The organism is Brevibacterium sp. (assembly GCF_031179145.1).
Lineage (GTDB): Bacteria > Actinomycetota > Actinomycetes > Actinomycetales > Brevibacteriaceae > Brevibacterium.
This window is the reverse complement of record NZ_JAPSIB010000001.1, coordinates 71,097-92,699: the sequence shown is the minus strand read 5'-3', so window position 1 is coordinate 92,699 and position 21,603 is coordinate 71,097. Positions and strand designations below refer to the sequence as shown.

At 67.2% G+C, this 21,603-nt stretch carries 16 protein-coding genes; 5 read left to right on the top strand and 11 right to left on the bottom strand.

Annotation, left to right across the window (positions count from 1 at the left end):
- Nucleotides 1-62: 62 nt before the first annotated feature.
- Together nadE and leuS are read right to left on the bottom strand one after the other, a co-directional pair.
- Complete coding sequence (gene nadE, locus RIT73_RS00385) at nt 63-890, bottom strand: ammonia-dependent NAD(+) synthetase (RefSeq protein ID WP_309130366.1); 828 nt, start codon at nt 888-890, stop codon at nt 63-65.
- Between the two features lie 30 nt (nt 891-920).
- Entirely contained in the window at nt 921-3,875 is a 2,955-nt protein-coding gene (gene leuS, locus RIT73_RS00380; protein WP_309130069.1) for a leucine--tRNA ligase, read from the bottom strand.
- 182 nt (nt 3,876-4,057) lie between these two features.
- Here leuS and RIT73_RS00375 point away from each other — a divergent pair, with 182 nt between their 5' ends.
- The gene (locus RIT73_RS00375; protein WP_309130068.1) at nt 4,058-5,866 is read left to right on the top strand and encodes a long-chain fatty acid--CoA ligase; all 1,809 of its coding nucleotides are present in this window, start codon (nt 4,058-4,060) and stop codon (nt 5,864-5,866) included.
- A 16-nt stretch (nt 5,867-5,882) separates the two neighbouring features.
- Entirely contained in the window at nt 5,883-6,917 is a 1,035-nt protein-coding gene (locus tag RIT73_RS00370; RefSeq protein ID WP_309130067.1) for a glutathione S-transferase C-terminal domain-containing protein, read from the top strand.
- Between the two features lie 66 nt (nt 6,918-6,983).
- On the opposite strand, the gene RIT73_RS00365 is transcribed toward RIT73_RS00370, so the two are convergent.
- Nucleotides 6,984-7,730 carry a DedA family protein gene (locus RIT73_RS00365; protein WP_309130066.1) on the bottom strand — a complete coding sequence of 249 codons (747 nt, stop codon included), beginning with the start codon at nt 7,728-7,730 and terminating at the stop codon, nt 6,984-6,986.
- Between the two features lie 136 nt (nt 7,731-7,866).
- On the opposite strand from RIT73_RS00365, the gene RIT73_RS00360 reads away from it, so the two are divergent.
- From RIT73_RS00360 to RIT73_RS00350, 3 genes are read left to right on the top strand one after another with little or no spacing between them, the layout of a single operon-like run.
- Complete coding sequence (locus RIT73_RS00360; RefSeq protein ID WP_309130065.1) at nt 7,867-8,901, top strand: YhjD/YihY/BrkB family envelope integrity protein; 1,035 nt, start codon at nt 7,867-7,869, stop codon at nt 8,899-8,901.
- Entirely contained in the window at nt 8,898-9,671 is a 774-nt protein-coding gene (locus RIT73_RS00355) for a DNA-3-methyladenine glycosylase (RefSeq protein WP_309130064.1), read from the top strand. The genes RIT73_RS00360 and RIT73_RS00355 overlap by 4 nt, the downstream gene beginning before the upstream one ends.
- Entirely contained in the window at nt 9,668-11,095 is a 1,428-nt protein-coding gene (locus RIT73_RS00350; protein WP_309130063.1) for a glyceraldehyde-3-phosphate dehydrogenase, read from the top strand. Before RIT73_RS00355 ends, RIT73_RS00350 begins: the two co-directional genes overlap by 4 nt.
- Nucleotides 11,096-11,270: 175 nt before the next feature.
- Here RIT73_RS00350 and RIT73_RS00345 read toward each other — a convergent pair whose 3' ends face one another.
- The 8 genes from RIT73_RS00345 to RIT73_RS00310 form a co-directional block, all read right to left on the bottom strand.
- Nucleotides 11,271-11,864 carry a hypothetical protein gene (locus RIT73_RS00345; RefSeq protein ID WP_309130062.1) on the bottom strand — a complete coding sequence of 198 codons (594 nt, stop codon included), beginning with the start codon at nt 11,862-11,864 and terminating at the stop codon, nt 11,271-11,273.
- Nucleotides 11,861-12,826, bottom strand: a complete 966-nt coding sequence (locus tag RIT73_RS00340; RefSeq protein ID WP_309130061.1) for a D-2-hydroxyacid dehydrogenase — start codon at nt 12,824-12,826, stop codon at nt 11,861-11,863. Before RIT73_RS00340 ends, RIT73_RS00345 begins: the two co-directional genes overlap by 4 nt.
- Nucleotides 12,768-14,519, bottom strand: coding sequence for an MDR family MFS transporter (locus RIT73_RS00335; RefSeq protein ID WP_309130060.1), 1,752 nt, complete (start codon nt 14,517-14,519; stop codon nt 12,768-12,770). The genes RIT73_RS00340 and RIT73_RS00335 overlap by 59 nt, the downstream gene beginning before the upstream one ends.
- Before the next feature lie 8 nt (nt 14,520-14,527).
- The gene (locus RIT73_RS00330; RefSeq protein WP_309130059.1) at nt 14,528-15,169 is read right to left on the bottom strand and encodes a TetR family transcriptional regulator; all 642 of its coding nucleotides are present in this window, start codon (nt 15,167-15,169) and stop codon (nt 14,528-14,530) included.
- A 145-nt stretch (nt 15,170-15,314) separates the two neighbouring features.
- Nucleotides 15,315-17,330 (bottom strand): DNA primase, encoded by a 2,016-nt coding sequence (dnaG, locus tag RIT73_RS00325; RefSeq protein WP_309130058.1) that lies wholly within the window; start codon nt 17,328-17,330, stop codon nt 15,315-15,317.
- A 3-nt stretch (nt 17,331-17,333) separates the two neighbouring features.
- Nucleotides 17,334-18,605: a deoxyguanosinetriphosphate triphosphohydrolase gene (locus tag RIT73_RS00320; RefSeq protein WP_309130365.1), complete on the bottom strand. Its 1,272-nt coding sequence runs from the start codon at nt 18,603-18,605 to the stop codon at nt 17,334-17,336.
- Nucleotides 18,606-18,640: 35 nt separating this feature from the next.
- Nucleotides 18,641-19,825: a tRNA dihydrouridine synthase DusB gene (dusB, locus tag RIT73_RS00315; RefSeq protein ID WP_309130057.1), complete on the bottom strand. Its 1,185-nt coding sequence runs from the start codon at nt 19,823-19,825 to the stop codon at nt 18,641-18,643.
- On the bottom strand, nt 19,822-21,549 hold the full coding sequence (locus tag RIT73_RS00310) for an ATP-binding cassette domain-containing protein (RefSeq protein WP_309130056.1): 1,728 nt from the start codon (nt 21,547-21,549) through the stop codon (nt 19,822-19,824). Before RIT73_RS00310 ends, dusB begins: the two co-directional genes overlap by 4 nt.
- Nucleotides 21,550-21,603: the final 54 nt, after the last annotated feature.

Sequence of the window (21,603 nt, the reverse complement as noted above, 5' to 3'; positions counted from 1 at the left end):
CCGGTGGAGATCCACCGGCCCTTTCTCACCTGCAGCGCCGCGTCAGGCGGGTCACATCAGACTCAGTGCCTGATCCACCACGTGTCCGTCGGCGTCACCGGAGTGCGTCGCTTGTGCTCACTCGACCGATACTTGTCGACGAGGCGCTCGGTGGCCGCAGGATCGATCTCCTTGCCCTCGAGGAAGTCATCGATCTGCTGGTAGCTCAGTCCCAGCTCCGTCTCATCGGTCTGCCCCGGAGAGTCGTCGAGGAGATCCGCAGTCGGCGCCTTGCTGATCAGATGCGCGGGTGCGCCGAGGTGCTCGAGCAGGGCCTTGCCCTGGCGCTTGTTCAGCCCTTCGAGCGGAACCACGTCGGCAGCTCCGTCACCGTACTTCGTGAAGAAGCCGGTCACCGCCTCGGCGGCGTGGTCGGTGCCGACCACGAGGAGGCGCTTCTCCCCCGCCAGCGCGAACTGCGCCATCATCCGCAGCCGCGCCTTGACGTTGCCCTTGCCGAAGTCCGTGATCGCTTCGCCCACTGCGTCCCGATACTCCTCGGCGAACGCCGAGGTGGCCGGACCGATGTTGAACACGGCCTCATGGTCGGGCTGGATGAACGCGACCGCGTCCCTGGCGTCGGTCTCGTCGGCCTGCACCTTGTGCGGAAGGCGGAGCGCCCAGAACTGGGCGTCGGCGCCGCGGCGTCGCAGCTCCTCGACCGCCAGCTGGCACAGCCTGCCCGCCAGGGTCGAATCCTGACCGCCGCTGATCCCCAGGGTCAGCCCCTTGGCGCCGGTGGTGAGGATGTAGTCGGCGAGGAACTCGACGCGTCGGACCACCTCGGTGGCCGGATCGATCGTCGGCCGCACACCCAGCGTGTGTCGGATCTCGTCCTGCACGTCTTCCATTGTCATGTTCGAACTCCTGTCGTTCCTCGTTCAGGCGTCGGGGACGATGTTGACCAGCTTGGGTGCGCGCACGATGATCTTGCGCACGCCTGCCCCATCCAGAGCCTTGATCGCGTTCGGCGACTCCAGGGCGAGCCGCTCGAGTTCGGCCTCCGAGATCTCGGGGTCGACCTCGAGGCGCGCCCGCACCTTGCCCTTGACCTGAATCACGCACGTGACCTGGTCGGCGACCAGGTACTGCGGGTCCGCCTCAGGGAAGGCGGCGTAGGTCACTGTCGAATCGTGGCCGAGCTTCGCCCACAGCTCTTCGGCCATGTGCGGGGCGAAGGGCGAGAGCATGATCGTCAGCGGTTCGAGCACATCCCGGGTCGCTCCGCCCTGCTTTGTCGCATGGTTGGTCAGCACGATGAGCTTCGAGATCGCCGTGTTGAACCGCAGGTTCTCCATGTCGTCGCGGACCCCGTCGATGACCTGGTTGAGCACCTTCAGGGTCACTGAGTCGGCGGAGCCCTCCCTGATCACGGATTCTCCGGTGGTCTCGTCGACGGCCAGGCGCCACACCCGCTGCAGGAAGCGGTGCGCGCCGACGACGGCGCGGGTCTCCCAGGGCCGGGCCTGTTCGATCGGGCCCATCGACATCTCGTAGACCCGGAAGGTGTCGGCGCCATAGGCGTCGTACATCTCGTCGGGCAGCACGGAGTTCTTCAGGGACTTGCCGATCTTGCCGTACTCCCGATTCACCTGCTCGCCCTGGTACCAGAACGTCAGCTCGCCGTTCTCCTCCGTACGCTCCTCCACCTCGGCGGCGGGGACGTAGACACCGCGGGAGTCCGTGTAGGCGTAGGCCTGGATGTAGCCCTGGTTGACCAGACGGTGGAAGGGCTCGGATGAGGAGACGTGCCCGAGGTCGTGGAGCACCTTGTGCCAGAACCGGGCGTAGAGGAGGTGGAGCACCGAGTGCTCGGCACCACCGACGTAGAGGTCGGCGCCGCCGCGGGGCTTGGACTCCCGCGGTCCCATCCAGTACGCCTCGTTCTCCGGGTCGACGACGAGCGCGTCGTTGTGGGGATCGGCGTAGCGCAGCTGATACCACGACGATCCCGCCCAGTTGGGCATCGTGTTCGTCTCGCGGTGGTACTTCTTCGGTCCGTCGCCGAGGTCGAGTTCAACTTCCACCCAGTCACGGTTGCGTCCCAGCGCCGGTTCGGGCTGGCTGTCGGCGTCATCGGCGGCGAAGGTGCGCGGTGCGAAGTCGTCGACCTCGGGGAGTTCGACGGGCAGCATCTCATCAGGAAGAGCGATGGGGGTGCCGGCTTCGTCGTAGACGATGGGGAACGGCTCTCCCCAGTAGCGCTGCCGGGAGAACAGCCAGTCCCGCAGCCGGTACTGGGTCGATTCCCGGGCCATGCCCTGATCGGCCAGCCACTGCGTGATCTTCGCCTTCGCCTCGTCGATCTCGAGACCGTTGATGTCGATGGATTCGTTGGCGGAGTTGATCATCCGTCCGATACCCGTGTACGGCGAATCCTCGTCATGGTCGGCAGGCGGTTGCACCGTCCGGATGTAGGGCAGGCCGAACTCCTTGGCGAACTCCCAGTCGCGGGCGTCCTCGGCGGGAACGGCCATGATCGCCCCGGTGCCGTAGCCCATGAGCACGTAGTCGGCGACGAAGATCGGGATCTCCTGGCCGGTGGCCGGGTTCACGGCGTACGAACCGGTGAAGATTCCGGTCTTCTCCCGACTCTGCTGGCGGTCCGCGTCGGTCTTCGCCGCGGCTTCGCGCTGGTAGGCGGCGATCGCCTCGGCGGGGGTGGCTCCTCCCCCGCGCCACCGCTGGGGCACTTCGTCGTCCCAGTGCTCACCGGTGAGTTCGGCGACCTGCGGGTGCTCGGGGCTGAGCACCAGGTACGTGGCGCCGAACAGGGTGTCGGGACGGGTGGTGTAAACCTCGATGAACTCGTCGGCGGTCGAATCCGCCTCCGCCGCGGTGGCCGCAGCCGGCACGACGGGCAGGCGCAGCAGAGCGCCCTTCGAACGGCCGATCCAGTTGACCTGCATGGTGCGCACGGCCGAGGGCCAGTCGAGGGCATCCAGGTCGTCGATGAGACGGTCGGCGTAGGCGGTGATGCGCATGTTCCACTGGCGCAGCCGGCGCGTGTACACCGGGAAGTTGCCGCGTTCGGACAGTCCCTCGGCGGTGACCTCCTCGTTCGCCAGCACCGTGCCCAGTCCCGGGCACCAGTTGACCGGGGACTCGGAGACGTAGGCGAGGCGGTAGTCCTGGAGGATGCGCTCCTGCTCGGCCCGGGACAGCTGCGACCAGTCGCGGCCGTCCGGGGTCGGGCGGGCGCCGGAGGCGAACTGCTCGATCAGAGTGCTGATGGGGCGGGCGGCGCCGGTGGCGGACTCGCCGTCGGCAGTGGCTTCGGGGTCGTACCACGAGTTGAAGATCTGCAGGAAGACCCACTGCGTCCACTTCACGTACTCGTCGTCGGTGGTCGCGAAGCTGCGGCGGGCGTCATGGGCCAGACCCAGGCGGCGCAGCTGCTTCTTCATGTTCGCGATGTTGGCGTTCGTGGTGATCCGCGGGTGCTGACCCGTCTGCACCGCGTAGAGGTCGGCGGGCAGGCCGAAGGCGTCATAGGACAGGGCGTGCATGACGTTGCGACCGCGCATCCGCTGATAGCGCCCATAGACGTCGGTGGCCAGATAGCCCAGCGGGTGGCCGACGTGGAGTCCCGCTCCCGAAGGGTAGGGGAACATGTCCATGATGTAGAGGGAGTCACGTTCGGACAGGTCCTCCGGCGGCCCGTAGGGGGAAGCGGTGTCGAGCCTGCCGAGATCTCCGCTCGGGCTCAGATCACCGGTGGGGTTCGGGGTGTGGTACGTCCCCGCCTCTTCCCACCGCTGCTGCCACGATTCCTCGATCTTCTCGGCCAGCGACGCGTCATAGCGGAAACCGGCTTCCTCAGGGTTCGTCGTCATTACCTTCCTTCGCAGCTCTGTGGGTTTTGACCATCGTACTCTGAACAATCCGGGCGACGTCTTGGCTAGACTGGCACAAAGTCGTCCCACGAGGGTCTGCGCTCGAAGAAACGTGAGCGATTTCACCTCTTAGTGACTGAGCAGTAAGATAGCGGGGCAATGTCGCCCGAAAAGGAGTTCTCATGAGCCCATCGACCATGCCCCAGTCCTCCACTCCGGTGGTCGGTTTCGAGGTGGACACCACTTCGTCGACGATCGACGCCTTCCTCGAGCGCGCGGCGGACAATCCCGACAAGCCCGCGCTGGCTCGAGCCGTCGGCGGCGACTGGGAGTACGTCACCGCCGGTGAGTTCGTCGCTGAGGTGAAGTCGGCGGCCAAGGGCCTGCTCGCAGACGGGGTCGAGGTCGGGGACCGGATCGCCATCTTCGGACCGACGTCCTATGAATGGACGCTCAGCGACTACGCCGTCTGGTACGCAGGCGGGATCTCCGTGCCCTTCTACGACACCTCGTCCCAGGACCAGCTGGCGTGGATGATCACCGACGCCGCCGTCGAGCGGGGCCTGGTCCGGAGCCCGGAGCATGCGGAGCGGGTGCGCGCAGCCGCCGCCTCTGCGGGAGTCGAACCGCCGCGCCTGTGGGTCTGGGAGGACGGAGCGTTCTCCGATCTCGAGGCCGCCGGAGCAGACATCGACGACGATGCCCTCGAAGCCCAGCGGACGCAGGTCACCGGCGAATCAGTGGCCACCCTCATCTACACGTCGGGCACCACGGGCAGGCCGAAGGGGTGCGTGCTCACCCACGCCAACTTCGTCCAAACCGCACAGGCTGCCCGGATGCAGATCCCCGAGGTGTTCACCGACGATGCCCGCTGCCTCCTGTTCCTCCCCCAGGCCCACGTCTTCGCCCGCTTCATCGAGGTCCTGTCGCTGACCTGCGGCTCGCTGCTGGCACATCAGTCGGATCTGGCCAAGCTCACGGACGCGCTCGGCAGTTTCAGACCGACCTTCATCCTCGGCGTGCCCCGGGTGTTCGAGAAGGTCTTCAACTCCGCCCTGGCGAAGGCCGAGGCCGGCGGCAAGGAGGGAATCTTCCGTCGCGCCGAGCAGGTCGCCGTCGCCTATTCCAAGGCCCTCGATCAGGGCATCGTACCGCTGACCCTCAAACTCCAGCATGCGCTGTTCGACAAGCTCGTGTACTCGAAGCTGCGCGCGATCATGGGCGGCCACGTCACCCATGCCGTCTCCGGCGGCGGTCCCCTCGGCGCCCACCTCGGCCACTTCTACCGCGGGGTCGGGCTGATCGTGCTCGAAGGCTACGGGCTGACCGAGACGACGGCGCCGATCACCGTCAATGTGCCGGAGAGGGCGAAGATCGGCAGCGTAGGCGTGCCCCTGCCGGGCTGCTCCGTGGCGATCGCCCCCGATGGCGAGGTGCTGGCGAAGGGCGTCTGCGTCTTCCGGGAGTACTGGAACAACCCAGAGGCCACTGCGAAGGAGTTCCACGACGGGTGGTTCGCCACCGGTGACCTGGGCGCTCTCGACGAGGACGGGTACCTGACGATCAACGGCCGGAAGAAGGAGATCATCGTCACCTCGAGCGGTAAGAACATCGCTCCCGCTCCTCTCGAGGACGCCCTGCGGCGCCATCCCATCATCGGCCAGCCGGTCGTCCTCGGCGACAACCGGAACTTCATCTCGGCCCTGATCTTCCTCGATTCCGAGATGCTGCCGGTGTGGCTGGAGAACCAAGGACTGCCGACGATGACGGTCGAGCAGGCGGCTGCGGATCAGACCGTCCACCAGGCGATCGAGAAGGCCGTCGACAAGGTCAACCGGACGGTGTCGCGCGCCGAGGGGATCAAGAAGTTCACGATCATGCCCGTTGAGCTCAGCGAGTCCAACGGCTACCTCTCCGCCAAGCAGTCCGTGAAGAGGCACATCGTCGCGAAGGACTTCGCGGCGGAGATCGAGACGATGTACGCCGGCTGAGACCAAGGAGGAAGAGATGTCGAACGAGACGCAGGCCAGCTACGTCACCGAGGGGTCCGAGTTCGATCGCGACACCAACTACATCGAGGACCGGATCCTCGATGATCCGCACGCACCGTGGCCGGTGGAGCCGGGCCGTTACCGGCTGATCGCCGCCCGCGCCTGTCCGTGGGCGAACCGCGCGATCATCGTGCGCAGGCTGCTCGGCCTCGAGGACGTCATCTCCCTCGGGATGCCCGGGCCCACCCACGATGCTCGTTCGTGGACGTTCGACCTCGATCCCGGCGGGGTCGACCCCGTGCTCGGAATCGAGCGACTGCAGCAGGCGTTCTTCGCCCGGTTCCCCGACTATCCACGAGGCATCACGGTGCCCGCGGTCGTCGACGTCCCCTCGGGTCAGGTAGTGACGAATGACTTCCCGCAGATCACCGAGGACTTCAGCACCCAGTGGAGGAGATACCACCGGGAGGGCGCGCCGGACCTGTGGCCGGAGGAGAGCCGAGCGGAGATGGAGGACGTCATGCACTTCATCTACACCGAGGTGAACAACGGCGTCTATCGGTGCGGCTTCGCGGGCTCCCAGGACGCCTACGATGCGGCCTTCGACCGTCTGTTCTCCGCCCTCGACGTCCTCGAGGAGCGTCTGGCCTCGAAGCGGTTCCTGATGGGCGACTCCATCACCGAGGCGGATGTCCGTCTGTTCACGACCCTGGCCCGGTTCGATCCGGTGTACTTCGGCCATTTCAAGTGCAACCGGCAGGCGCTCAAGGACTTCGAGAACCTGTGGGGCTATGCGCGCGACCTCTTCCAGACCCCCGGATTCGGGGACACGGTCGACTTCGTCCAGATCAAGCAGCACTACTACCTCGTGCACAAGGATGTGAATCCGACCGGGATCGTGCCGAAGGGACCGGATCTCTCGGCCTGGCTGACCCCGCACGGTCGGGAGGCGCTCGGCGGTTCACCCTTCGGGACGGGCACCGCGCCAGGACCGGTCAGGTCCGGGGAGGAAGTGCCGGCCGCTCACACACCGGCGGCCTGGGCGCGCTGAGGCGAACCGACTCGAGTCGCCTGCGCCCTGAGGTCAGGCAGCTCAGGTGTCGGCTCAGGTGTCGGCTCAGTCCGTTCTCGGGTCCGGACCCGGGCTGGGGTTCGATTCTGGGCTCGCACCGGGGCGGCCCCGATGCTTGCGGATCTTGAGCACGGCCCACATGGCGACGAACACGATGACGGCGACGATGACGAGCTTCTGGAACCAACCGGCGTAGGACTCCACGACGGCCCAGTTCTCCCCCAACCAGAATCCGGCGACGACGAAGATCGTGTTCCAGATGGCGCTGCCTGCCGTCGTCAGAAGCGCGAACGTGATCAGTGACATGTCGCGCATTCCCGCCGGGATCGAGATCAGGGACCGGAAGATCGGAATCATCCGACCGAAGAAGACGGCCTTGGCGCCATGCCTGTCGAACCAGGCAACGGTCTTGTGGATGTCGTCGACGTCGACGAGGGGCATCTTCAGTGCGATCCGGCTGATGCGGTCCAGACCGATCCATTTGCCCAACGCCCACAGCAGCACGGCTCCGACGAGCGAGCCGATCGTGGCGAAGACGATGGCGATGACCAGACTCATCTCGCCCCTGCTCGCGGTGAATCCGGCCAGGGGCAGGACCAGCTCGCTGGGGACCGGCGGGAAGATGTTGTCGAGGAACACGAGGAAGCCGACGCCGACCGGTCCCAGCGCCTCCATCAGTCGCACCGCCCAGGCGGAGAAGCCGCTGAGGTCCTCGGCGGCCGAGGACCCGACGATTCCGACCCCGGCCGGAGGAAGAGCGGCGAGGACAGTCGGAGCGGAGGCAAGAGACATGAGTGCAGTCTAGGGACGGAACCCGAGCGTCGCTCCCAGTCCGCGCCCAGAGCCGCTCGCGCGGAGCGTCCCGCCTGCTCACCCTCACCGCCCAACGGTTAAGGTGGGACATGACCGTACCGACAAGGAGCACAGTGTGACCCCAGCCAAGGTCCTGGCCTCTCGCAACTCCGTCTCCGCAGCGGGACACAGCGCCATCGCCCACCCGGGTCCGGCACATCTCATCCGCAGCCTCGGTCGATATCTCACTCGCATGGGCAGTCAGCTGGCCGGTTCGATCACGTACTTCCTCGTCCTCGCGGTCATCCCCGTCGCCATGTTCACCTTCGCGGGTCTCGGCTTCGTCCTCGACGTCCTCCGCCCAGATCTGGTCCCGATCATCGCCGCGGAACTCGACCGAGTGGCACCGGGAAGTCCCGCACTGAGCAACTCCTTGGAGAGCGTCCTCAACAACTGGCAGGCAGTCGGCATATTCGGCGTCCTGGCGGGGCTGTACTCAGGTCAGGGTTTCATCGAGACCCTCAAATCGGCGGTCCGCGCCCAGCTCGCCGACGAATTCAGCGAGATCAAGCAGGAACCGATCGTGAAGAACTTCCTGGTCAATCTGCTCATCCTCTTCGCTCTCGTCACGCTCATTCTCCTCGCCGTCGCCGTGACTGTCGTCGGGACCGGATTGGCCTCGCTCATCGTCGACTTCCTCGACCTGTCCGGATGGGCGTCCGCGCTGCTGGTTGTGGGACCTCCTCTGTTCAGCCTCGGCGCCGGCTGGCTGATCTTCATGTTCCTCTTCACCGTGCTGCCGCAGACACCGGTGGCACACGGCCCCAAGGTCCGAGGCTCGGTGGCCGGAGCCGTCTCGTTCGTCATCCTGCTCAATCTCGCCGCGATCCTCATCGACGTGTTCTCGGACAATCAAGCAGCGTCGATCTTCGGATCCATCATCGCGGTGATGCTGACGATGAATGTCTTCGCCCGCATCATCCTCTTCGTCGCCGCCTGGGTCGGCACCGCCGCCCCTGCCCGGCTCCCCGAGGCCCCGGAGCCCGACGGTCGGATCGTCATCCCCCGTTCCCAGGCCCAGACCCTCGGCGCGCTCATTGCCGCAGCGGGTCTCATCGCCCTGACCCTCCTCGGGTTCAAGCGCTTCGACGAAAGGGAGGACCGTTCATGACCGCGCCCCGCGGTTCGGACACTCGCATCGCATCGGGAGCCTCCCGCGGCGGATTCTCCGTCAGCTCCCGCTCAGCCACCCCCACCGTGGACAGCGGGCTCTCCGCCCAGCAGCTGACCGACTTCTTCGACCGCCCGGTGCTCGAGGTCGCACCGCAGGTGCTGGGCGGCGTCCTGTCGCGGTCCACCCCGGAGGGGACGGTGGCGATCAGGATCACCGAGGTGGAGGCCTACGACGGACGCACCGATCCCGCGTCCCATGCCTTCCGCGGACAGACGGCCCGCAACTCCTCGATGTTCGGTGCCCCTGCGCGCCTCTACTGCTACTTCATCTATGGCATTCATCACAGTCTCAACCTCGTCTGTGGTCCCATCGGCACACCGACGGGTCTCCTCGTCCGTGCCGGGGAGGTGGTCGAGGGCATCGACCTGGCACGCCGGAGGCGGGAGGCGAAACCGCGCAAGCATCCCCTCCCGGATGCGGCCCTGGCGCGTGGGCCCGGCTGTGTGGCCAGCTGTTTCGATGCTGATCTCAGCCAGGACGGGGCCTCGCTCATCGGCGGCAGCTGGTCATTCGCCCCTCCCGCGACACTGAGCACGGACATCCGTTTCGGCCCTCGGATCGGGGTCAAGGGCGAGGGTGCGGATCCGCACCGTTTCGCTTGGAGATTCCACCTCGGCGGGGAGCCGAGCGTGTCGGCCAGGAAGTCGACCGACAGGTTAGACTTGGGCGGGAATTCGTCAATTGATTTGAGGGGACACGACCTTTGACTGATGCAACGACGGCTCGCCTGGAGAATTGGGCGACGAAGCAGACCGCGGCGGAAGAGCTGATTCCGCTCGTCGGCCGGCTGTACCGCGAGAACGATGTGCTGCTGACCGTATTCGGCCGTTCGCTGCTGAACAAATCCGTGACCGGGATTCTCAAGGCTCATCGCTACGCCCGCCACTTCCTCGGCGAGGATCTCGACGTCGAGACGACCCTCGAACTGGTGCGCGGGCTCTCGGAGCTCGACCTCGGGGCGGCTCGGATCGACGTTGGGCGCCTGCTCGAGAAGGCGGCCTCCGAATCCGGTGACCTCATCGAATTCCTGCGTGCCGAGCTCGCACCAGTCGTCGGCGCCAAGGGTGAGGACCAGCCCGTGCGCGACATCGTGCTCTACGGTTTCGGACGCATCGGCCGCCTGCTCGCCCGGATCCTCCTCGACCGCGCCGGCGGATCGGGCATGCGTCTGCGCGCGATCGTCGTGCGCAAGGGCGGCGAGGACGACCTCATCAAGCGCGCCTCCCTCCTGCGCCGTGACTCGGTGCACGGGAAGTTCGACGGCAGCATCGTCGTCGACGAAGAGGCCAACACGATCCAGGCCAACGGCACCCTGATCCAGGTCATCTACTCCAACGATCCCTCGGAGGTCGACTACACCGCCTACGGGATCGACGATGCGATCATCGTCGACAACACCGGAAAATGGCGCGACGAGGAGGGTCTCGCCAAGCACCTGGCGTGCCCGGGCGCGGCCAAGGTCATCCTCACCGCTCCAGGCAAGGGCGACGTCAAGAACATCGTCTTCGGCGTCAACGACTCCGACATCCTCGATTCGGACACCATCGTCTCCGCGGCGTCGTGCACCACGAACGCCATCACCCCGGTGCTCAAGGCGCTCAACGACAAGTTCGGAGTGCGCAACGGACACGTCGAGACGGTGCACTCGTTCACCAACGACCAGAACCTCATCGACAACTTCCACAAGGGTTCACGCCGCGGCCGCGCTGCCGGACTGAACATGGTCCTCACCGAGACCGGTGCCGCGAAAGCGGTGGCGAAGGCTCTGCCCGAGCTCAAGGGCAAGCTGTCGGGCAATGCGATCCGCGTTCCCACCCCGAACGTGTCGATGGCGATCCTCAACCTCAACCTGGAGAAGTCCACCAGCGTGGACGAGCTCAACGAGTTCCTCCGCCAGACCTCGATGGACTCCCCGCTGCGCAACCAGGTCGATTACGTCGCCTCCCCCGAGCTCGTCTCCTCCGACCTCGTCGGTTCGAAGCGTGCGGGAGTCGTCGACGGTCTCGCGACCATCGTCGACGAGGACCGTGCAGTCGTCTACGTCTGGTACGACAACGAGTTCGGCTACAGCTGCCAGGTGGTCAGGTGCGTGGCCAAGATGGCCGAGATCGACACGCCGTCCTTCCCCTGAGGCTCGTCCTTCCCCTGCGGCGAATGGGAAACGGTCACTGTGTCATCTGATCGCTGACGTCGACGAAGGCGCCCGCAGCACATCGCTGCGGGCGCCTTCGTCGTCCTGGGTTGCTGAGCCGTGAGCCGGCGCCCCTTGCAGCAGGCCGGTCCTGGCCCAGCCTTCCTGCAGCCGGTCAGTCCTCCCGGGCCATCGCCTCGTGGAGCCAGATCGGGGTGAAGTCGGCGAACCGCGCGGCGAGCTCGTCGTCGCTGTCGAGGATCGCGGCGAAGCGGTCATCGGCAGCGCTGAGCTCATTCGCCCAGATCGGGCCCAGGCAGGCGAGCAGGGCACAGGCGAGGACGACGCCGATCGCGAGGATCGGCGTGGCCGCCCACAGCATCGCGCCGCAGAGCAGACCGAGCACCGCGAACCCGATCGCGATCGCCATCCCTCCGGTCCGCGACCGGGGCGCCCTGGCCCTCGCCGGCCGACGAGCCGCGACCGCATCGAGGACATCACGATTGATGCGGGTCCAGGCGACGATGGCCGCGAGTGCGCAGACGATGCCGATCATGATCAGGCTGAACGCGGAGAACAGCAGCACGGCGTCGACCCGCTCCCCCTGCGCCTGCAGCGCGGCTCCGAGCCCGGCGACCAGCATCGCCGCTGCCAGCACGAGCAGACTGAGCAGTCGAGCACGACGGATCGCGATCACCTCGGCGAGGATCTGCGCCAGGAACCCGCGTTCGGACCTTCTCGAATGCCCCGCGCTCGAGTGCTCGCTCATCGGACGTAGCCCGCGCGCTTGTCGACGGTGTGCGCGAAGGGCTCACCGGCGAGGTGGCGGCAGAACAGGTCGACGAACTGGGTGGCCAGTCGATCCCGCCAGCCGTCGGTGTCTCCGCTCATGTGCGGGGTGATGACGACATCGTCCCGAGCCCAGAGCGGGTGGTCGGCGGGCAGCGGCTCCACGTCGAAGACGTCGAGGTAGGCTCCCGCGATCCGGTTGTCCTCGAGAGCGGCGACGAGGGCGTCCGTGTCGACCGTGGCTCCCCGTCCGACGTTGATGAAGCAGGAGTGCGGCTCCATCGCGGCGAACACCTCGGCGTCGATGAGCTTCGTCGTCGCGGCCGTCAGCGGGGCGATGTCGATCACCCAATCGACGCCGCCGAGGTGGGAGGCCAGGTCCGCCGAGTCGATGACGTCCCCGAAGTCCGGGTCCCCGCCACGCGCATGGCTGCCGGCACCGCTGATCTCGACGTCGAGTGCGCGCAGCACCCGCGCGATCTCCCGCCCGATGGCCCCGGTGCCCACGATGAGCGCGCGGGACCCGGCCAGGTCCTTCGTCGACCGGCGGTTCCAGTTCCTGTGGCGCTGGTCGCCGAGCGACCCGCGCGTGTCCTTGGCGTGCATGAGCATGAAGCCGAGGACGAACTCGGCGATCGGCCGATCGAAGGTCCCCCGCGCATTGGTGACGACGACATCCGATTCGACGAGGGCGTCGAACAGGAGCGAATCGACTCCGGCGCTTGCCGCGTGGATCCACCTGAGCGAATCGGCGCGGTCGAACTCCGACTCCAGAGCGGTGGAGAAGAAGTCCCAGAGCAGGAGCACCTCGGTGCCGGGAAGTGCGGAGCCGAGGGCCTCGGCGTCGACGACCCGGAGTTCGACTCCGGGTCGTCGAGCGAGGTCAGTGAGCTGGGCGGGAACCTCGGTTCCGCGTGAGTTGAGAATCGTCAGTGCTGTCATCCATCGACCCCTTCGGCGTAGTCTGCCCTGCCAGGTTATCGGATGGTTCGTCGATCTCCACCCGCGAGCGTTTCGCCGGGTCAGCGGCCAGGCTCTTCGCCAGCGGAGTGTTCGGGAGGAAGATGAGGAAGACGAAACCGAGAACGGCCAGGGGCGCCACCCAGAGGAACAGCGGAACCAAAGCGTCGTTGTAGGAATTGACGATCAGCGAATGCAGGGGCTCGGGCATGTCGGCGACGATCTGCGGCGTCAGCCCGGTCGACGACATCTGGGGCGCTGAGTGCGTCGGAGCCTTCGCCGCGAGGCCGGCCAGACCCGATTCGATGTTCTCGAGCAGGCGCTGGGTGAAGACGGAGCCGATGAGCGCCATGCCCAGGGTTGCGCCGACCTGCCGGAAGTAGTTGTTCGACGCGGTGGCCGTGCCGACCATCGCCACGGGGAACGCATTCTGGACCACCAGGACCAGGGTCTGCATGCTCAGCCCGAGGCCCAGGCCCAGCAGCGCCAGGAACGCGATCGTCTCCCATGCAGGGCTGTCGGCCTTCAGCTGCGACATCAGTGCCAGCGCCGCGGCGATGAGCAGGATGCCGATGAGCGGATACGTCTTGTAGCGACCAGTCCGGGCCACGACGAAGCCGACCAGCGTCGAGGAGATGAGCATGGTGCCCATCATCGGCACCATCATCAGTCCGGCCACGGTCGCGTCGATGCCGTGCACCATCTGCAGGTAGGTCGGCATGTAGGACAGGACTCCGAACATGGCGACGCCGATGAAGAGGCCGGCGGTCGTGCAGAGCAGGAAGTCTCTGTTCTTGAACAGGAACAGCGGGATCACCGGCTCGCTGACCTTGAGCTCGACGAGGATGAACGCGATCACGGCCAGGGCGCCGACGACGATGAGCGAGTTGATCTGCCACGAGCCCCACTCGTAGTCGTGCCCGCCCCAGGCGGAGGTCAGCACGATGGAGCTGGTGACGATGGAGATGAGCAGCATGCCGGCGACGTCGACCTTCGGGCGTGGTCCCTGCGCCCGCTTGGGCACCTTGAGGAACACCGCGGCAGCGATGAGCGCGAGGATGCCGAGTGGGAAGTTGATGGCGAAGGCCCAGCGCCAACCGGGCCCTTCGGTCAGCCAGCCGCCGATCAGCGGTCCCGCGACAGAGGACACTGCGAATGCCGAGCCCATGATTCCCATGTACTTGCCGCGTTCCCGGGCAGGGACCACCGAGGCGATGATCGACTGCGAGAGGATCATCATGCCGCCGCCGCCGATGCCCTGGAGCACGCGACCGAAGATGAGGGTTCCCATCCCCTCGGCGATGAGCGCGAAGGCCGAACCGGCGAGGAAGCAGCAGATCGCGAACATGAACAGCGGCTTGCGCCCGAACAGGTCGCCGACCTTGCCGTAGATGGGCATCATGATCGTCGAAGCGAGCATGAACGCAGTGGAGACCCAGAGCATCTGGTCGACGCCGTCGAGTTCGCCCACGATGGTCGGCAGCGCAGTGGCGAGCACCGTCTGGTTGAGGGAGAACATGAACATCGCGATCATCAGGCCCACGAAGAGCAGGATGATCGCGGAGGTCTTCATCTGCTCTCCGTCGGCGGTGCCGGCCTTCGCCGTCCGGCCTGCCGGCGTCGCGTCGCCGGTAGGCATCGTGTCGCCGGCGCGCGGTCCGTCAGAACTTCTCATATCATCCTTCATCGCAGTCGTTTAAGTACTTTGAGGAAGAGCCCGAGGGACTCTTCGTAGATCGCCTGTGAACCTCCGCGCTCCTCGACGAGCTCGGGGCTGGTCTTGAGCGTCCGTCCGGCATGGTGCAGGGGAACCATGCACAGCTGGGTGAGCATCCTGGCGCTGCGCCAGGCGGAGTCCTCGCTCGAGAACTCCTGACCCAGGACCCGCAGCCGGGCGAGCACATGCTCGGCGATCAGCTCTTCGAGAGCTTCGGCACGGTCGAAGCGCTTGCTCACGAGCTCCGGGTAGAGCGCGAACAGCTTCCGGCGTCGGGCCGGGGTGTCGGGATCGAGCGACCCCATCAGCAGTGCCTCACGGATGAAGCGGGAGGTGTCCTCGGCCAGGGTGTCGAGCCCGGAGTCGGAGTGCACGTAGTCAGCGACAAGGGCTGCGTCGATGTTGGACTCATCGAGCCCGACGATCGCATCCTCCTTCGTCGCGTAATAGTTGAAGAAGGTGCGGGTGGAGACCCCGGCGGCCGCAGCGATGTTCGCCACGGTCGCTCCGTCCAAACCCTCCTCGAGCACACGCGTGATCGCCGCCTCATGAAGAGCGTTGCGTGTCAGACGCGCCTTCTTCGCGCGCAGGGATTCGTTGTCGGCCATGCATCCAGTTTGCACCTTCTGCAAGTTTGCATCAAGTGCAAAAATGCATCTGTGCACTATTTCACGTCGGTGGTCGACGACCGCTCACACCCATTCGGGTCGGGGCCGGCAGACCGCGGCCCGCTTACGCGGAACCGCCTGACCCTCACATGAGGGCGCGCAGACGGGCCCGATGCTGTTCGAGGACCTGCAGCTGACCGAGCAGGTTCGTCTGGGCCTGGATGTCGACGGAGTCGAGACGCTGCAGGCGGGAGTGGAGTTCCTTGGCGATCCGCTCGAGGTCGTAGTCGAAGAGGCGCGCGACGATCCCCTGCGCGAATCTCTCGGCGCTGACTCCCTCCGCCACCGGCAGCGGCGAGACGAGCAGCTGAGTGACGTAGGGCCGCAGGTCCTCGGCACTGGCCTCCAGGACCTTCTCCGCCCATCTGCCTTGGTCGCCGCCTCCCGCCTGCAGACCGCCGGCCTGCTTCATGGCCGCCTGGATCCGTCGGTAGCCGGGGTGTTCGAAGGCCTTGGCCGACAGCGAGTCGAAGAGTTTGCCGTTGACGTACTCCGGGTGCTGGAGGGCAACCATGAGGACGCCCTTCTCCGTCTTCAGCCGCGCTGGACTGATCGGAGCCGACAGGTTCGAGACGTCGGGACGTTCGTCGTAGACGTATTCGAGCGCGACGTCCTCGGCTCCGGGCCCAGGTTCCGGCGCCGAGGCGGCAGGGGGAACCGAGGCCGGTGCTGCGCCCCCTGCCTGTCCGGGACGGGCCTGCGGTCGGGCGGAACCCGCCTGCGACTGCCCTGGCCGCGCCGGGGCATTGCTGCGGGCAGGCTGCGACGGCTGAGTCCTGGAGTGTCGTCTGGCGACCTTGACCGCCGACTCGACCTCGGAGATGTCGACTCCGATCCGTCCGGCCACGAAGCGGTAGTAGTGGCTGAGGCTGGTGCGGTCCCGAATCCCGGTGAGCACCTCGGCGGCGGCCTTGATCGCAGAGATCCGGCCTTCGACCGAATCGAGGTCGTAGCGGGCGATCGAGGTCGTGATGACGAACTCGAAGAGCGGCCGGCGCTCATCGACGAGCTCGCGCAGGGCGGCATCTCCCTTCTGCATCCGCAGATCACAGGGGTCGAGGCCGTCGGGCTCAACGGCGACGAAGGTCTGGGCGGTGAACTCGGTCTCGAACTCGAACGCCTTGAGCGCCGCCTTCTGTCCCGCCGCGTCGCCGTCGAAGGTGAAGATCACCTCTCCGCTGGAGTCATCGCCGAGCAGGCGCCGCACGATCTTCACGTGCTCGGCCCCGAACGCGGTGCCACAGGTCGCCACCGCCTGGGTGACTCCCGCCAGATGGGCGGCCATGACGTCCGTGTACCCCTCGACGATGACCACGCGCTTGGTCTTCGCGATGTCCTTCTTCGCCAGATCGAGTCCGTAGAGGACCTGGTTCTTGTGATAGAGGGCGGTCTCCGGGGTGTTGAGGTACTTGGGGCCCTGATCGTCGTCGAAGAGGCGACGGGCGCCGAAGCCGATCGTCCGTGCGGTCATGTCCTTGATCGGCCAGACCAGCCGCCCCCGGAACCGGTCGTAGATTCCTCTGCCGCCTTCGCTGGCCAACCCACCGCCAAGGATCTCCTCGTCGCTGAAACCGGCACGCCGCAGCGCAGTCGTCAGGGCGTCCCAGGACTTCGGGGCGAACCCGAGTCCGAAGTCCCTGCTCGACTGGCTGGGGAAGCCGCGTCCGGTGAGGAACTCGCGGGCGATCTGCCCGGCGTCGGTCTCGAGCGCCTGGGCGAAGAACCGCTCCGCCACCTCATGCATCTCCAGCAGCCGCTGCCGGCGGCTGGCCTGCTCCCTGTCCGGGCCCTTGCCGTCCTCGTAGCGCAGGTGCATGCCGGCCTTGGAGGCGAGCGCCTCGACGGCCTCGACGAAGCTGAGCTGCTCGACCTTCTGCAGGAAGGAGAAGACGTCGCCGGATTCCCCGCAGCCGAAGCAGTGGTACATCCCGACCTGAGGCCTGACGTGGAAGGACGGGGTCTTCTCGTCATGAAATGGGCACAGTCCCTTGAGGGAGCCGATGCCGGCGGTCTTGAGCGTGACGAACTCGCCCACCACCTCGTCGATGCGGACGCGGGTGCGGAGCTCGTCGATGTCCTCACGCTTGATCAGACCTGCCATCGGTTAGAGTCGATCCCCCACTCCGGCTTGGATCCGGTGGTAGAGGGTCCACGCGGAATGGTCGGTCAGGGAGGCGATCTGGTCGACGACGACGCGCAGGCGGGAGCTGTCATCGGCGGCTTCGAGGTAGTCGGCCCTGAACATCGGGTCGAGTTTCTCCGGAGCCTGCGAGTACCACTCCGCCAGCGAGGTCAGCACCGTGGATTGGATGTCGTGCAGGCGCAGTCGGTCCTCGGCGACCATCACCGTCAGAGTCGCCATTCCCTTGAGCACGGCGATCTCGACGACAGTGGCATCGGGCACGACGAGGGAGGCGGCGTAGCGGGCCAGCGGCTCCCAGCCGTACTCCTCCCGCGTTGCGGCTTCGGCTGCGGCGACGAACCGGCCGATGAGCTGACTCGTCATGTGCTTGAGTGCGGCCTGCGCCCGGCGGGACCCGTCGTAGACCTCCGTCGGCCAGTAGGACGCGGCCTGCAGGCGTTCGAGGGCTCGGTCCATGTCGGCGTCGGCGACTCCCGGCAGGTACCACTGCCGGGTGATCGCGAACAGCTCGGCCCGCCTCGCCTCGGAGGCGAATTCGGGCAGCCGGAGGTGACCGGCGACGATCGCGTCCTCGACGTCGTGGACCGAGTAGGAGATGTCGTCGGCGAGGTCCATCACCTGCGCCTCGAGGCACTTCCTCCCGTTCGGGATGCCCTCGCGGTAGAACTCGAACACGTCGGCGTCATCGTCGTAGACGCCGAACTTCCGCACCCCGGAGTCGCGTTTGGCCACGGCCTCGGAGCGGGGCCAGGGGTACTTGGTCAGGGCGTCGAGGCTCGCCCGGGTGAGATTGAGCCCGGCCGGTCGCCCGTCGGGGGCGAGGACCTTGGGTTCGATCCGGGTGACCAGGCGCAGCGTCTGCGCGTTGCCCTCGAAGCCGCCGATGTCGGCGCACACCTCGTCGAGGATCGTCTCCCCATGGTGGCCGAACGGCGGATGGCCGAGGTCATGACTGAGACAGGCGGTGTCGACGATGTCGGGGTCGCAGCCGAGGTAGCGCGCGAGCTCGCGCCCCACCTGCGCGACCTCGAGGGAATGGGTGAGCCGGGTGCGGACGAAGTCGTCGGTGCCGGGTTCGACCACCTGCGTCTTGGCGCCGAGGCGGCGCAGCCCGGAGGAGTGCAGGACCCGGGCGCGGTCGCGTTGGAAGGCCGAGCGGCGCGGGTTCTTCGCGGGCTCGGCCACCCAGCGGGCTTCGTCCCAGGCGGAGTACACCGCGACCGTCCCCGACATCGTCGCTGCCGGCGGGTACGGGTTCGAAGACACGCTCAACCTCCCGAGATGTCGAGCTCGGCCTCGGAGAGGAGCGACTTCCCGGAGGCGTCGAAGACGCGGCTGTCCAGCCACCCATCGGGCAGGTGCGGCTTCTTCGGGCGGGTCGTGCGACCGCGTGATCCCTCTGCCGCCTCCCCCGGGTACGGCGCATCGTGGTCGAGCTGGGCGAGCAGCTCGTCGAGCTCGGCCAGGGACGAGACCATGGCCAATCGGCTGCGCAGGTCTCCCCCGACCGGGTAGCCCTTGAAATACCAGGCGATGTGCTTGCGCAGGTCGCGGACGCCGTAGAACTCGTCCTCGTAGTAGTCGACGAGGTACTCACCGTGCTTGCGCACGGCCTGCCCCACCTCGGCGAGGCCGGGACGATGACGTTCGGGGCTCCCGTTCAGCGCGTTCGCGAGATCGCCGAACAGCCACGGCCGCCCCTGGCAGCCGCGCCCGATGACGACCCCGTCGCAGCCGGTCCGGCTCATCATCTCCAGGGCGTCCTCGGCGGCGAAGATGTCGCCGTTGCCGAGCACCGGAACCGTGTCGCCGAGGTGGTCCTTGAGCTGGGCGATCGCGTCCCAGTCCGCCTGCCCGGAATAGAGATCGGCAGTGGTGCGCCCGTGCAGGGCGACCGCGGCGACACCGGCGTTGCGAGCCATCTCGCCGGCCTCGAGGTAGGTGAGGTGGTCCTTGTCGATGCCCTTGCGCATCTTCACCGTCAGCGGGATCCCGCCGCGAGAGGCCTCACGCACCGCCGAGGTGACGATGGCCTCGAACAGATCCCGCTTCCACGGCAGCGCCGAGCCGCCTCCCTTCCGGGTGACCTTGGGCACGGGGCAGCCGAAGTTGAGGTCGATGTGATCGGCCCGGTCTTCCTCGACGAGCATCCGCACGGCCGCGGAGACCGTCACCGGGTCCACTCCGTAGAGCTGGACCGAGCGCGGCGTCTCGTACGGTTCGTGGTGGATGATGCGCATGCTCTTGGGGCTGCGCTCGACCAGGGCACGGGAGGTGACCATCTCGGTCACGTAGAGGCCGGCGCCGTATTCGCGGCACAGGCGCCGGAATGCGGTGTTGGTGATGCCCGCCATCGGCGCGAGCACCACGGGCGAGGACAACTCGATCGGGCCGATGCGCAGTGGTTCGACGGCCGGGGACACGGACTCGGGGCTGGGACTGATGACACTCACCGTTCCATTATCCCAAAGCCGTCCAAATCGGACATTCCGCTCGCGGAGAACTCCCCCACGTCCCAGATCGACGACAGCCGCAGGTCGGCGGCGAGACGGTCGTCGTGGGTGACGACGATCATCGCGCCGCGGTACCCGTCGAGGGCGGAGACCAGGGCGGCGAGCGAGTTCAGGTCGAGGTTGTTCCCCGGCTCGTCGAGGACGAGGAGCCGGGGTGCCGGGTTCTGCAGCAGCGCCCTGGCGAGCGCCACCCGGAACCGCTCCCCGCCGGAGAGGGTTCCGCAGAGCTGATCGGTCCGGCTCGCCCGCAGCCCCATCGCGGCCATCACCTCGTGGACCCGGTGCGGCTCGAGGTCCGGGTTGTGCTGCCGGACCGCGCCCATCACGCTCAGTCCCCCGGGCAGCCGGTACTGCTGGTCGAGGTGAGCGACCGGCACCGGGACGCGGATCCGCAGGCCGGGGAAGAGTCTGCCCACCACAGGCGGGACCGACCGCGAACGGGCAGCCGCGGCGGGAGCCTGTGGAGGAAGGCCGGGATCCGGGGCACGCGCGGAATCGGGGGCCGTCTCGGTGGCGGCCCGCACGATCGCGGCCAGCAGCGTCGACTTCCCCGACCCGTTGGGACCGGTCAGTCGGATCCTCTCGGGGCCGACGACGGTGGCGGGCCGTTCACGCGGCCCGCAGTCGACCTCGAGGACGCGTTTGCCGGGATGGACCAGAGTGTCGGGCAGGTGGATGGAGATGGGCGTATCCCGGCGCAGCTCGTCCCGGGCCGTTTGCACCGAGGTGCGGGCTCGGGCTTCGTCCGCCGCTTTGTCTCCGCGTCTCTTCGCGGCGCTCTTCTGCGCGAAGTCGGTGAGCCCGTTCATCACGATCTTCGGGCGGCGCTTGTTCGCGTTGTCCTTGGCCGCCTTGCGGTCGGCTCGGGCGAGCTTAGTCTCAAGTTCGATCCGCTGCCGCTTCTCGACGGTCAGAGCCCTCTTGGCGTCGACGAGGTCCTGGCGCTTCGCGGCCTCCTCCGCGGCGACCATCTCCTCATAGGCGCTGAAGTTCCCGCCGTAGACGCGCAGCTGCTCGGTCATCTCCACGATCGTCTCCATCGTCTCGAGGAGGGCACGATCGTGGGAGATCACGAGTGTGGGAGAGCTGCGCGACTGCAGCAGCGCTGTCAGCTGCGCACGCCCCGCCTCGTCGAGGTTGTTGCTGGGCTCGTCGAGGATCAGCCAGCGGCCGCCCGCCAGCGCCGCCCGGGCCAGGCCGATCCGCATCGCCTCGCCGCCGGAGAAGGTCCGGGCCGGGCGATCGAGCTCGGCGGCCGCGAGTTCGAGCCCCACGTCGGCGAGCGCGCCCACTGCCCGCTCCTCGATGTCCCAGTCGTCGCCGATGGTCTCGAAGTCGTCCGGGCCCGCTTCTCCCCGCAGCGCCCGCAGAACCGCGGATCTCAGGGAATCGATGCCGAGCGCGGCTGCCACGCTCTGGTCGGTGTGGGGCAGGAGCTGATCGATGTGGACAGCGCCCTCGGCGCCGCTGACGGTTCCCGTCACGGTTGCCGGCGCGGCCGGAGGATTGCCGGCGATGATCGCGGCCAGGGTGGATTTGCCCACTCCGTTGTCGCCGACGAGGCCGACCAGTCCGGCGGGGATCGTCGCGGTGAGATCCGTGAAGACTTCGGTGTCGTCGCCGAGGCGGCAGGTGAGAGAGGAGATGGAGACGGCGAAGGACATGCGTGACCTCATTTCTGGCGCAGCTGCGGGCCCGTGGCACCCGCATGAGCGGAA